The sequence below is a fragment of the Rhodococcus sp. BP-241 genome (assembly GCF_019836145.1).
Lineage (GTDB): Bacteria > Actinomycetota > Actinomycetes > Mycobacteriales > Mycobacteriaceae > Rhodococcoides.
The window spans coordinates 61,594-75,844 of record NZ_JABUEI010000003.1; the positions used below are offsets into that span (position 1 = coordinate 61,594).

At 70.9% G+C, this 14,251-nt stretch carries 6 protein-coding genes; 4 read left to right on the plus strand and 2 right to left on the minus strand.

Annotated elements, in window-relative coordinates:
- The first annotated feature begins 112 nt into the window (after nucleotides 1-112).
- Genes HQ308_RS06705 through HQ308_RS06715 form a run of 3 tightly spaced genes read left to right on the plus strand, consistent with a single transcriptional unit; the run spans nucleotide 113 to nucleotide 12,455 of the window.
- Entirely contained in the window at nucleotides 113-10,618 is a 10,506-nt protein-coding gene (locus HQ308_RS06705) for a non-ribosomal peptide synthetase (RefSeq protein ID WP_222646007.1), read from the plus strand.
- On the plus strand, nucleotides 10,615-11,619 hold the full coding sequence (locus tag HQ308_RS06710) for an ATP-binding cassette domain-containing protein (protein ID WP_222646236.1): 1,005 nt from the start codon (nucleotides 10,615-10,617) through the stop codon (nucleotides 11,617-11,619). Before HQ308_RS06705 ends, HQ308_RS06710 begins: the two co-directional genes overlap by 4 nt.
- A complete protein-coding gene (locus HQ308_RS06715) occupies nucleotides 11,616-12,455 on the plus strand; it encodes an ABC transporter permease (RefSeq protein ID WP_056447645.1) in 840 nt (279 codons plus the stop codon). The genes HQ308_RS06710 and HQ308_RS06715 overlap by 4 nt, the downstream gene beginning before the upstream one ends.
- Here HQ308_RS06715 and HQ308_RS06720 read toward each other — a convergent pair.
- Nucleotides 12,452-12,718: a DUF3017 domain-containing protein gene (locus tag HQ308_RS06720; RefSeq protein WP_222646191.1), complete on the minus strand. Its 267-nt coding sequence runs from the start codon at nucleotides 12,716-12,718 to the stop codon at nucleotides 12,452-12,454. The genes HQ308_RS06715 and HQ308_RS06720 overlap by 4 nt on opposite strands.
- Before the next feature lie 122 nt (nucleotides 12,719-12,840).
- On the minus strand, nucleotides 12,841-13,713 hold the full coding sequence (locus tag HQ308_RS06725) for a bifunctional methylenetetrahydrofolate dehydrogenase/methenyltetrahydrofolate cyclohydrolase (protein WP_027503763.1): 873 nt from the start codon (nucleotides 13,711-13,713) through the stop codon (nucleotides 12,841-12,843).
- 54 nt (nucleotides 13,714-13,767) lie between these two features.
- On the opposite strand from HQ308_RS06725, the gene HQ308_RS06730 reads away from it, so the two are divergent.
- Nucleotides 13,768-14,232: a tRNA (cytidine(34)-2'-O)-methyltransferase gene (locus HQ308_RS06730; protein WP_222646008.1), complete on the plus strand. Its 465-nt coding sequence runs from the start codon at nucleotides 13,768-13,770 to the stop codon at nucleotides 14,230-14,232.
- The last annotated feature ends 19 nt before the right edge of the window (nucleotides 14,233-14,251 follow it).

The window sequence follows — 14,251 nt, forward strand, 5'->3', positions numbered from 1 at the left end:
ATCAAGTTTCTGGTTTGTTAGTGTTCGACATCGTGTGGTCTGCACCGCAGCGCTCGACGCTGCGGTGACCGAAGGGCCCACCGTGGGGATGCGAGCGAGCCGGGGGAACAGCATGTCGGACGATCACCCGGGCTCGGGCGCGGGAGCGGACGACTACACGGAGGTCTTCGATCTCACCCGCGCGCAGCGGGACATGTGGTTGCTGCAGGAACTCGACCCCGAGGTCACCTTCGCCGTCGCGCACTACATGGACATCCGCGGCCCGCTCGACGTCGACCTTCTCGAGCAGGCCATGCGCCTCGCCACTCTCGACACCGGCTCGATGCTCACCCGACTCGTCACGAGTGACGCGCAGGACGAGCGCGTCGACTCCGACTCGCTCCGCCAGCGGCTCGACCTCTCGCTCCTCGACATCGACCTCGATCGCATCGACGTCAGCGACGACGAGTTTCCCGACGAGGCGGCGGCCGAGATCATGACGGAGTTCACCCGTCCCCTCGACATGTATCGGGACGCGCTGGGCTACACCGCCGTCATCACCCTGGCCGAGGACCACCACTACTGGTACGCCCGCGGCCATCACGTGGCCATCGACGGCTACGGAGCCTCGGTCGCCGCCGCTCGCACCGCCGAGATCTACACCGCGCTGGTACGCGGCGAGGATCCACCGCCGTCGCGAGCACGGCATCCCCGAGCCTTCGCCGAGGCCGAGGCGCGCTACCGGGCGTCGTCGCGGTACGAGCGCGATCGAGCCCACTGGGCCGGTCTGCGCGACGTCCTCGGCGAGCCGGTTTCGATGTCCGGGCGGGTCGCGCCGCCGTCCGCGTTCAACCACCGCTGCGACACGCTGCTCGGTACCTCGGCGGACCGGACGGTTCACGACGCGGCGGAGCGTCACGGATCCACCGTCGCGGTCGTCGTCGCCGCCGCGTTCGCCGCGTTCCTCGCGCGTGTCACCGACACACCCGACGTCGTCCTGACGATGCCGATGGCCGCCCGCGTGACGTCGTGGATGCGCGAATCGGCGTCCATGGCCGCCAACGCGGTACCCGTGCCCGCGCACTGCGGCGGCGGCGTCGACATCGGCTCGGTGGTCCGCGAGGTCGGGAACCGCGTCAGCGAATCACTCCGTCACCAGCTGCTTCCCGCCTCGGAGATCGCCCACCTGCTCGGTGCCCCCGGCGTCACCCTCGGTCCCACCATCAACCTCATGATGTTCGGCGAACGTGTGGTGCTGGGCGACATCCCGGCCGATCTCGAACTACTGACCTCCGGACCGACCGCGGACATGGCCGTGACGGTGCACGAGAGCACCACCACGGGTCGCCTGCGGGTGGACCTCGAGGGCAACCCCGCCCTGTACACGGCCGACGAACTGGTCGTCCACAGCGAACGGTTCGCCCGCTTCCTCGTCGACTTCGCCGAGGCCGACGTCGACACACCGCTGCGCGCGCTGTCCCTCGTGACCGACGAGGACCGCGCCGCCGTCCTGCCGGCACTCGATCCGCTGGTGCCGCCGTTCGCCACGTTCGCCGACATCCTCACGCACGGGCTGGTGCTGGGCGAGAAGGTGCCCGCCGTCGTCGACGGCGACATCGCACTCTCCTATCCCGAGCTCGACCGCCGCTCGGACGCCCTGGCCCGCGAGTTGCTGGATCTGGGTGTCGGTCCCGACGTCATGGTCGTGTCCGCGCTCCCCCGCTCCCACGCGTCCGTCACCTCGGCCTGGTCCATCGCGAAAGCGGGCGGCGCATACGTGCCGGTCGACCCCGCCCTGCCTGCCGACCGGATCACCACCATCATCGGCGACAGCGGCGCACTGGTCGGTATCACGACGAGCGCACTGGTGAATTCGCTTCCCGCGCAGGTCGAATGGGTCCTCGTCGACGAGGACAGAGCACCGCTCACCGGCGAGGGCCTCGTGGGAGCACGGCGCCCCGGACCGGACGACCTCGCCTACGTGATCTACACCTCCGGCAGCACGGGGACGCCGAAGGGCGTCGCGGTGACGCACCGGGGCTTCGCCGCGATGACGTACGCGGCCGTCTCGGCGCATCGTCTGCCGCGCGGCGCGCGGGTGATGCACTTCGTGTCACCGGGATTCGACGCCTCCGTCCTCGAGATGGTGCTGGCCTTCGGGTCCGGCGGGACGCTGGTCGTCGTGCCGACCGACGTGCACGGGGGCGAGGAGCTGGCCGAGGTGCTCGACTCCCAGCGCATCGACGCCGGTTTCATCACGCCCTCGGCCCTCGCCACCGTTCCCGTGGCGCCGGGCGCGGGTCCGCGTGCCATCGGAGTCGGCGGGGACGTCGTCCCGGTCGCGCTGGTGGACGAGTGGGCGCCCGGACGCCGGATGGTCAACGTGTACGGGCCGACCGAGAGCACGGTGGCGGTGACGTTCGGTCCCCTGGTCGCCGAACACGAGGTGGAGCTGGGGTCGCCCTTCCCGGGTATCCGCGCCTTCGTCCTCGACAGCTCGCTCGCACTGACACCGCCCGGCTGTGTGGGTGAGCTCTACCTCGGCGGTACCGGCATCGCTCGCGGGTACCTCGGCCGTACCGCCCTCACGTCCGAACGTTTCGTCGCCGATCCGTTCGGACACTCCGACAGGCTCTACCGCACAGGCGATCTGGTGAAGTGGACCTCCCGCGGCACCCTGGTCTACCTCGGGCGCCGGGACAGCCAGGTGAAGGTGCGCGGATTCCGGATCGAGCTCGGCGAGATCGAGGAGGCGCTGCGCGCGCTGCCCGACGTCGCGGACGCCGCCGTGGTGGTCCGCGGTGACGGCACCCTCCGCACCGTCGAGGGCTACGTGCGCATGACGCACGCGGGCGCCGTCGCCGACACGCTGCTCGACGATCTCGCTCTTCTGCTCCCCCACTACATGGTGCCGAACCGGCTCACGATCCTCGACGAGATGCCGTTGACGCCGAACGGCAAGATCGACAGGCGACGCCTCCCCGAACCGCGTGCCCGTGAGAGCCGTCCCGCGCGCGCTCCGGAATCGGAGAACGAACTCCTGGTGGCGAGCGTCCTCGCCGACGTCCTCGGCCTCGACGACGTGGCCGCCACCGACGACTTCTTCGAACTGGGCGGCAACTCCCTGCTCGCGACGAGAGTCGCCGCCCGGATCTCCACGGTGGGGGGCCATGCCCTCGGGGTTCGCGAGGTGTTCCGGCATCCCGTGGTCGAAGCGCTCGCACTGCACCTGGACGACGGCACCCCGTCCACCGGCGATCAGGACGGGCCCGTGCCCGTCGACCGTTCCGTGCCGATCCCCGCCTCGCCGCCCCAGCGCAGCATGTGGTGGATCGAGCAGTACCGGCCGTCGGCGACCTATCACGTGCCGCTCGCTCTCCGCGTCACCGGTACGTTCTCGGTCGAGGCGGCGCGGGCCGCGCTTCTCGACGTCCTCGATCGTCACGAGAGCCTGCGCACACTCTTCGACCGCGACGACGCCGTCGACGGCCCCGTGCAGCGTGTCCTCGACATCGACACGGCCACAGCTCTGTTCGATGTCGACGTGCTCGACTCGCCGGACACGGACGCCGTCCTCCCGGCACTGACGGACGTCGCCTCCCGCCCCTTCGATCTCGCCGTCGACCTGCCCCTGCGCGCCCGGATCGTCCGCGTCGCCGGCACCTCCGGACCGGCGGCCGATCACGTCCTGGCTCTCGTCCTCCACCACGTGTGTGTCGACGGGTGGTCGCTCGGCGTGCTGGCCACGGACCTCGTCGTCGCGTACTCCGCGCGGCTCGAGGGTCGCACCCCGGCGTGGTCCCCGCTGCCCGTGCAGTACGCCGACGCCTCGGAATGGAAGCGGCTGGCACTCGGGTCCGCGGACGATCCGGAGTCGGCTCTCGCGACGTCCGCGGCCTGGTGGGCCGACGCGCTCGCGGATCTCCCCGACGTCCCCACGCCCGGTGCCGATCGCCCGCGTCGCGCGGAACCGTCCGGACAGGGCGCGACGGTGTCCGTCGTCCTCGACGGCGATCGTGGAGTGCACGTCGATGCCCTCGCCCGCCGAGTCGGCCTGTCCCACTTCATGATCGTGCACGCCGCACTGGTCCTGGTGCTGAGTCGGTCCGGAGCAGGCGACGACGTCACCATCGGCACTGCCGTCGCCGGACGCGATCACCCGGACCTCGACGGGGTCGTCGGCATGTTCGTCAATTCCGTGGTGCTGCGCACCGTGGTCGACGGCGCGGCGACCGTCGCCGACCATCTCGACGCCGTGCGGGCGGCCGACCTGGACGCGTTGGCCCGAGCGGACATGCCCTTCGACACCCTCGTCGATCTCCTCGACCCACCGCGCACTCCGGGCCGCCACCCGCTGTTCGACGTCATGCTCACCACCCGCAGCACGCCGGACACGTCGGGCGCGGTGGGCGATGCACGGGTGACCGCCCACGGGATCGACGTCGCGCGGGCGAAGTACGACCTGGAACTGGTGCTCGACGAGTCACCCGGGCATGCCGGCCCCCGGTCGAGCATCGATCTCACCTATGCCACCGACCTGTTCGACGAGCGCACCGCGCGGGCAGTCCTCGATCGACTGCTGGCCGTGCTCGACGCGATCGCCGCCGACCCCGACGCGCTCGTCGCCGACATCGACGTCCTGCTGCCTCCCGAGCGCGCGGCGACGGTACCGATGCGGGAACGAGCGCGAGCTCGGTCGACGGACTCGACCTCCGCGCTCGACGCTCTCGTGGCGCATCACGCCGCGGTCACTCCGGACGCGGTGGCCGTGGTCGAAGGCGACCGGCGGACCACCTACGCAGAGCTCGAGGCACTCGTCGCCCGCGGCGCTGCACGCCTCGTGGACAACGGCGTCTCCGCCGACACGCGTGTGATCGGCCTGTTGCGACGCTCGACCGAGTCGGTGGCCGCGATCCTCGCCGTCTCACGCGCCGGCGGTGCCATCGTGCCGGTCGATCCCGACTACCCGGCGGACAGGCGCTCGTTCATGGTGCGGGACAGCAAGACGCTGCACGCCGTGTGCTCCGATCCCTCGGACGTCCCGAGCGACGGCTTCCTGTGGTCCACGACCGACTCACTGTTCGCCGAGGAGAACGTCCCGACGTGTCCCGACGACGGTGGCTGGGTCGTTCCGCTCGGCTGCACGGCCTACGTCACCTACACGTCGGGAACGACCGGACGCCCCAAGGGCGTCCAGGTCACACGTCAGGGATACGCGAACATCACCAGCGAACTGGTGCGCGCCTACGGGGCGGACACCGACGCCCGCGTGCTCGCCTTCGCCTCTCCCAGTTTCGACGCCTCGATGCTGGAACTGGGCCTCGCCTTCGGATCCGGAGGCGCGCTGGTGGTGGTGCCCCCCGGAGTCGTGGGCGGTACGGAACTGGCGACGCTGCTGCGCCGCCACGACGTGACGCACTGCTTCCTCACCCCCTCCGTCCTGTCGACGCTGTCCGCCGACGACCTCGTCCCCGGCGACCCGGTGCTGCTGTCCGCACTCGGCGTCGGCGGCGAGAACTTCGGCTCGGAACTGCTCGATGCGGTCGCGCCCGGACGCACCGTCATCAACATCTACGGGCCCACCGAGACCGCGATCTGCACCCACGCCAGGACGCTCCACGAGGGTGACGACGTCGCACTCGGGCGCCCCGTCGCCGGGATGCGGGCAACCGTGCTCGACGCCTCGCTGCAACCGGTGCTGCCCGGAGTCGAGGGCGAACTGCACCTCGCCGGAGTACAACTCGCACGGGGTTACCTCGACCGGCCGGGCCTCACGGCGACACGCTTCGTCGCCGACCCGTTCGGCCCGCCGGGAAGCCGGACCTACCGCACCGGCGACCTGGCCCGGTGGACCTTCGCGGCCGATCCCGACAGCACCGAACCGGTCGTCCGCATCACCGGTCGCAGCGACTTCCAGGTCAAGATCCGTGGTCTGCGGATCGAGCTCGGCGAGATCGACGCCGTGCTCGCGTCGGCACCGGGTGTCGGTGGAGCCGTCACGCTGACGACGCCCGGACCGACCGGCGAGACCCTGCTCGTCTCCTTCGTCCATCCCGTCGTCGACGAGCCGGCCGCCCTGCGATCGAACGATCTGCTCCGCCTCGCCCGCACTCGGCTGCCGCGTCACATGGTGCCCACCGCGATCGTCGTCGTGGACGCGTTTCCGCTGACACCGGTGGGCAAGCTCGACCGTGCGGCGTTGCCGATGCCGTCCGTCCTCGTCGACGAGGACGACCGCGCTCCCGGAACCGCCGCGGAGGCAGCCCTCGCGGGTGTGCTCGCGCAGGTCCTGGGTGTCGAGCGGGTCGGTGTCACAGCGGACTTCTTCGCGCTCGGCGGGACGTCGCTGACCGCGACGCGCTACGCCGCGCGCATCACCGAGGTCACCGGTGTGCCCGTCGCCGTGCGCACCATCTTCGATCGACCCACGGTCGCCGAGCTCGCCGAACTGCCCGAGTTCGCCGACGTGACAACAGATCCGGGCACCCTCCCATCGGCCGCCGCGGTGACACCCGCGGAGCGACCCGATCCCGTCCCGCTGACCCCGGCGCAGCTGTCGATGTGGTTCTCGTCGAAGGTGGCGAGCACCGCCACGGCGTACACGATCGTGGCCGGACTGCTCGTGGAGGGTCCGCTCGACGTCGACGCCGTCGGTGCGGCCGTGAACGCCGTGATCGCGCGGCACGAATCGCTGCGCACCGTGTATCCCACGGTCGCGGGCGAGCCGGTGCAGGTGGTCCTCGACGCCGCTCCCGTCTCCGTCGAGCTGGTCACACCCTCCGACTCCGACCTCGATCCGTCGGCGCCCGAGGTGCAGGCGGCACTCGACGAGGTCGCCCGGCGACGGTTCGATCTCGCGACCGAGGCTCCCGTCCGTGCCGTCGTGGTGCGCCTGTCGGAGCACAGCCACGTCGTCGGCGTCGCGGTCCATCACATCGCCGCCGACGGCGAATCGGTGGCGCCGCTCACCACCGACCTGCTGCTGGCCTACGAGGCTCGCCGCACGGGAGTCGCACCGGTGTGGCCGACGGAGCCGGTGCAGTACATCGATCACGCGCTGGCACTCACACTCTCGGTGGGCAGCGCCGACCACACCCGCGCCGTCGACTTCTGGCGCTCCGCCCTGGACGGCGCTCCCCCCGTGCACTCGGTACCGCCGGACAGCCCGCGCCCCGACCGGCCCACCGGCCGCGCCGACGTCGTCGACGCGGTCCTGAGTCCGCAGGTCCGCGAACGCGTGCTCGCCTGTGCGGCCGATCACCGCGGTACCGAGTTCATGGTGGTGCACGCAGCACTGGCCGCCGTGCTGGCCGCGCACACCCCCGGGATCGACCCGCTGCTCGGAACGGCGGACGTCGTCGTCGGCACCCCCTACGCGGACCGCGCCGGAGCCGAGTCGATGGTCGGCATGGCGGTGAACACCCTCGCGCTCCGGGTGCCGGTGTCGTTGGCATCCACCTTCGACGAGATCGTCGAGCTGGTGCGGGACCGCGATCTCGCGGCGCTTGACCATGCCGCGGTTCCGTTCGAGACGCTGGTGTCGACACTGCAGCCCGAACGTCATCCGGCACGCCACCCGATCGTCCAGATCATGCTCTCGGTCCACGCCGCACCGCCGCTGCACCTCGACCTCGGCGGGCGCACCGTCTCCGCGCTCCGCCTGCCCGTGGAGCGATCCGCCTTCGATCTCGTCGTGACCGTCCGCGCCCGGACGGACGGTGGTGCCGACGTGTCGGTCACCTATGCCCGAGACCTGTTCCTGCCCAGCACCGCTCGTCACCTGGCCGACGCCGTGGTGGACACCTTGGACCGCGCCACGTCCGATCCCGCACTGTCGATCGCGAGCCTCACGGGCCCGTCCCGCCTCCCGTCCGAGACGGAGTTCCTGGACGTACTCGTCGAGCGTGTCGCGCGCGACTCCCCGGAGCGCGTGGCCGTCGTCGCTCCCGAGGGCACCCGCACCTACGGTGAACTCCTCACCACTGCAGACGCTCTCGCCGACCGCCTCCGCGCGGCCGGCGCCGGGCCCGGACGCACCGTGGCGCTCGCGATGAGCCGGTCCGCGTCCTCGGTGACGGCGTTCTGGGCCGTCGCGAGGACCGGCGCGACGATCCTCCCTCTCGATCCGACATATCCCGAGGAACGTCTGAGCTACATCCTCGACGACGCGGAACCCGTCCTGGCATTGCGAGCGGCCTCGGATCCCGTGGTCGCGCCGGACGCCGTCAGGTGGTGGACCCTCGACACCGACGGAACGCCCGATCACCCCTCCACGCCCGACGCGGCCCTGCCGGCCGCGGTCCGGCGCAGCCTCGACGACGTCGCCTACCTCGTCTACACCTCGGGAACGACCGGGCGCCCGAAACCCGTCGGCGTCACCCATCGCGGCATCGAGAGCCTCGCCGTCGCCCTCGGAACCGCGTTCGACACCGACCGGACGTCTCGCGTCCTGCACGCGGCGTCACCGGGGTTCGACGCGGCGATCCTCGAGATGTTGCTGACGGTGATCCGCGGATCGACGTCCGTGGTCGCGCCGCCCGCCGCCTACGCCGGCAGGGCGCTCGAGGCCCTGATCGAGCGTGAGCGCGTGGACGTGCTGTTCCTGACGCCTGCCGCGCTGGCGACCCTGGATCCTCACACCGTGTCCGGCGTGCGGTCGGTGGGCACCGGCGGCGAGGCGCTTCCCGCGGCTCTGCTCGAGGCGTGGGCCCCGGGTCGCCGCATGGTCAACGCCTACGGCCCCAGCGAGACCACGGTGGCGGCGACGACGGGCGTCCAGCGCGCCGGCCGCGCACCCCACATCGGACTCGCCGTGCCCGGGACCGCCCTGCGCGTGCTCGACACGACACTTGCCGAGGTCGCCGACGGCGACGTGGGTGAGCTGTACGTCTCCGGACCCGGAGTGGCACAGGGCTATCCGGGACGCCCGGGGCTCACGGCGGCACGCTTCGTGGCCGACCCGTCCGGCCGCCCGGGCGGCCGGACGTACCGCACCGGCGACCTGGTGCGGGTCGCATCCGACGGCATGGTCGAGATGACGGGCCGATCGGACACCCAGAGGAAGATCCGCGGTGTCCGCATCGAACCCGCCGAGGTGGAGGCCGTGCTGGCCGCACATCCGGCCGTGACGTCGGTGGCCGTCGTCGTCGAGGAGAACTCCGTCGGCGCGGCGCTCGCGGCACACGTCACGGTGCACGGCACCGTCGACTCCGCCGCCCTGCGGAGCTTCGCCGCCGAGAAGCTCCCCCGTGCCCTCGTCCCCGCGACGGTCACCGTGCATTCGTCGTTGCCGCGCACCCCGCACGGCAAGGTCGACCGACGCGCACTGCTCATCCCCCTGGGCCGGCTCGAACCGCTGGCTCCGGATCATCTGAGCGCCGCACCTACCCGGACGACCACCGCCACGGCGATCGCGCCCGCCCGGTCGTTGCTCGACACCGTCCGGAGCGTCTTCGCCGACGTGCTCGGGGTGGACGCCGTCGGCCCGGACGACGACTTCTTCGCTCTCGGCGGGAACTCCCTCGCCGCGGTGCGGGTCATGGACGTCCTACGTGAGCGCCTCCGTGCCGACATCGCTACCGACGTCGACCCCGATTCCATCGACGTCACCTGGTTCTTCGACGCAGCCACCCCGGCTGCGTTGTCCGCTCGCTTACAGGAGCTGATCATGCTCGACGACAATCACGGCACCCGAGGCGACGGCGGCAGCCACGCGAACGGTTCCTCCACGAACGGCTCGGGCACGAACGGGTCCGCAGCCAACGGAACCGCCACGAGGACCGGATCACACGCGGCACCCCCGCCCGTCGCCGAGCCGTCCGCTCGCACCCCGAAGCCGCCGGTCCGCCGCACCAGCACCGACGCGGTGCTGCCGTTGCGTGCCGGCGACGACGGTGTGACTCCCCTCATCTGCGTGCATCCGGCGATCGGTCTCTCCTGGAGCTACACCGGACTGCTGCCACACCTCGATCCGTCGATCCCGGTGCTGGGTCTGCAGGCCCGCGGCATCGGCATCCCCGCACCCGAGCCCGCGTCGGTCGCGGAGATCGCGCGCGACTACGTCAACACCGTGCGCGCCCAGTTCCCCACCGGCCCCTACCGACTCCTCGGGTGGTCACTCGGCGGTCTCATCGCCCACGCGATGGCCGTGGAGATCGAGAAGCTCGGCGACGAGGTCGAACTGTTCGTCATGGACGCGTATCCCCTCGCCGGCAGCGACCGCCCGCGCACCGAGATGTCCGTGGCGTCGCTGATGCGTGAGTTCCTTCCTCTCGAGGTGACCGTCGACGACGACATCGATCTCGACGAGGCCATCGCCATGATCCGCGGCGCGGGGGGACCGACCGCCCATCTCGACGAGGGGCAGATGCGACGGCTGTACGAGCGCTACCAGCTTTTCGTCGACCTCGGCCACGACCACACCCCGGCCCGGTTCTCGGGCGATCTCCAGTTCTTCTCCGCGACCGTCGATTCCGATCCCACCCTCACGCCGTGGGCATGGCGGCGCTACATCGCCGGGTCGATCACCGACTACCCCGTCGACGTCCCGCACAACGCGATGGGCACGCCGGACGCGCTGGCCGCCGTCGCACGTCGCCTCGGCGGTGTGCGTCCGGCGCTGCTCGCCGGTGTCCGGTGACCGCCGGACTCTCCGGAGGAGCGACTCTCGCCGTCGACGTCCGATCGTTGGTCAAGGACTACACGGGACGACGTAACACGCACCGGGCCCTCGACGGCGTCGACCTCACGGCCGCTGCGGGACAGGTCACCGCGGTGCTCGGCCCCAACGGCGCAGGCAAGACCACCACCGTGCGGATCGTCGCGACACTGATTCGGCCCACGTCGGGTTCCGTCCACGTCGCGGGCGTGGACGCCGTGAAGGACCCGCGCACCGTGCGTGGGCTCATCGGGCTGTCCGGCCAGTACGCCGCCGTCGACGGTCGGCTCACCGGCTACGAGAACCTCCGTATGCTCGGGCGGCTCTACGGGCTCAGCAGCCGAGACGCACGCGCGCGGGCGCGCGATCTCCTCACCCGGTTCCGCCTCGACGACACGGGAACCCGCTCGGTCTCCACATTCTCCGGCGGTATGCGCCGTCGTCTCGATCTGGCGGGCGCGCTGGTGGCGCGGCCACCCCTCATCGTGCTCGACGAACCCACCACCGGTCTCGACCCCCGCAGTCGGAACGACATGTGGGACATCGTCACCGACCTCAAGGCGGACGGAACGGCAGTGCTGCTCACCACCCAGTATCTCGAGGAGGCCGACCGACTGGCCGACGCGATCGTCGTCGTCGACGGCGGTGTCGTCGTGGCCAGGGGCACCCCGTCCGATCTGAAGTCGCGCGTCCGTCCGCCGTCCGTCGAGGTGCGCCTCGCCGACCCTCGTGACCTGCGCCTGGCAGCGGATCTGCTCCCGCGGATGAACTTCCGCGTGCACCGCGCCTCTGCGTCCGCCGGGTGGTTCACGGTGGATGCGCCGTGGGGCAGCGAATCCATGGTCGACGTGCTGAGTCGCCTGCACGGCACCGGTATCCGTGTCGGCGACGCGCGGGTGAACGTGCCCGATCTCAACGACGTCTTCTTCCAGTCGACCGGTAGCGCGTCCCCCGCCGCCGCCCTCGCGACGGCCACCGCATGACCGCCGAACTGGTCGGTCCCCGCGGAGTCCGGGAGCAGAACGCCTCGAGCTTCCTCGTCGACTGCGTGACCATGACCCAGCGCAATCTGCTGACCATCCTGCGGGTCCCACAGTTGTTGCTCGGAGCGACGATTCAGCCCCTCATGTTCGTCCTGCTCTTCAGCTACGTCTTCGGAGGAGCACTGGGCGGTGCCACCTACCGCGAGTTCCTCATGGGCGGCATCTTCACGCAGACCGTCGTGTTCAGCGCCGCGTTCACGGCCATCGGGCTCGCGACCGACAGCAAGGAAGGCATCGTCGACCGGTTCCACTCGCTGCCGATGTCGCGTCTGTCCATCGTGCTGGGGCGCACTCTCTCCGACATGCTCGTGTCGGTGGTGAGCATCGCCGTGATGATCGGCGCGGGCTACGCCGTCGGGTGGCGTATCCGCGGGAGCGCTCTCGACGCGCTGGGCGCCGTACTGCTGCTGATGTTCTTCGGCTTCGCCATGTCGTGGATCGGCGCCGTGGTCGGATCCGTCGCCAGCACTGCCGAGAGTGCCCAGAGCGCGCTCATGATCATTCTGTTCCCGATCACGTTCATCTCGTCCGCGTTCGTGCCGTCCTCGACGCTGCCGGGTCCGCTCCGCGCTGTCGCACAGTGGAATCCGATCACCTCGGTGGCCCGGTCGACGCGCGAGTCGTTCGGCAATCCCACCGCACCGTCCGTCGCGATCCGCGAACCGATCAACTGGGCGTCGACACACCCGATGCTGTACTCCGTGATCGTCTCGCTGCTGATCCTCGCGATCTTCGTCCCGTTGACGTTACGGGTGACCCGCTCACGCGAGGGCTAGTCCGTCCCGAGCGGATCGATCGAGACGGCGAGCCACACCACCGCGCTGCCCACAGCAGCCAGGGAGAAGGTGTCGAAGGCACGCGACCGCACGGCCAGGATCCCGACACGCTCACTTCCGAGGCATAACCGGCACCCGGCGGCGATCAGGGTCGCGACACCGAACACGAACGCGCCGCGGCGCCACCGGTCGGCGAGCACCAGGACCACGGCGACGACGATCACCAGCACGACGGCGACCACCGGGATGCTGCGCCGGAGCATGTCCCGCGCCGGCCTCCGCCGCGTCGGCTTTCTCACGAACGGCCGGCCTCCGGCCTTCCCGCCCGTCACCGACCGGCCTCCGGCCTTCCCGCCCGTCACCGACCGGCCTCCGGCCTTCCCGCTCATGACGAGACCGACTCCGATGCGGCCAGCATGCGCTCCGCGCGCTCGACGACGTTGCTCAGCAGGAACGCGCGCGTGAGGGGTCCGACGCCGCCGGGATTCGGGGACAGGAAGCCGGCGACCTCGTCGACACCGTCGGCCACGTCGCCCTTCAGCCCGTCGTCTGTGCGTGAGACGCCGACGTCGATGACCGCGGCACCGGGCTTGACCATGTCCGGGGTGATCAGTCCGACGACGCCGGCACCGGCGACGACGATGTCCGCGCGCCGCACCTCGGTGGCCAGGTCACGGGTACCGGTGTGGCACAGCGTCACGGTGGCGTTCTCGGAGCGGCGCGTGAGGATGAGCCCGAGAGGCCGGCCGACGGTCACACCGCGTCCGACGACGACCACATGAGCACCGGCGATGGGGACGTCGTAGCGACGCAGCAGGTGCACGATGCCGCGGGGAGTGCACGGGAGGGTGGAGTCCTCGCCCAGGACCAGTCGGCCGAGGTTGACGGGATGCAGGCCGTCGGCGTCCTTCTCGGGGTTCACGCGTTCGAGGGCGCGGTTCTCGTCCAGGTGCTTCGGCAGCGGGAGCTGCACGATGTAGCCGGTGCAGGCCGGGTCGGCGTTCAGCCCGTCGATGACGGCGTCGAGCTCGTCGCTGGACACGTCCGCCGGGAGGTCGCGCCGGATGGAGGCGATGCCCACCTTGGCGCAGTCGTTGTGCTTGCCTCGCACGTAGGCAGCGGAGCCCGGATCGTCACCGACCAGCACCGTCCCCAAGCCGGGGGTGATCCCACGCTCGCGCAGTGCGGTGACCCGCGCGGTGAGGTCGACGAAGATCTCGTCGCGGGTGAGTTTGCCGTCCAGTCGCGTTGCGGTCACACCGCACAGTTTCCCACGCTCGGGCAGGCGGGTGGGACGTGGCAGGCTGAACGGGTGTTCCGTCTGATGTTCCACGAACCGCGTATCCCGCAGAACACGGGAAACGCCATCCGCCTCGTCGCCGGTACGGGGTGTGAGCTGCACCTGATCGAACCGCTCGGCTTCGACCTGTCCGAGCCCAAGCTGCGGCGCGCCGGTCTCGACTACCACGACCTGGCGTCGGTCACGGTGCACCCGAACCTCGAGGCGGCGTGGGACGCCCTCGCGCCCGAGCGGGTCCACGCCTTCACCGCCCATGCCACCACGTCCTACGCGTCGGTGTCGTACCGGCCCGGCGACGTGCTGCTGTTCGGGCCCGAGCCCACCGGCCTCGCACCGGAAGTACTGGCCGACGAGCACGTGACCGACCGCCTGCGCATCCCGATGCTGGCGGGGCGCCGGTCGATGAACATCACCAACGCCGCGTCGGTCGTGGTCTACGAGGCGTGGCGTCAATACGACTTCGAGGGCAGCGTCTGACGGTCGGGCAGACCGCAGG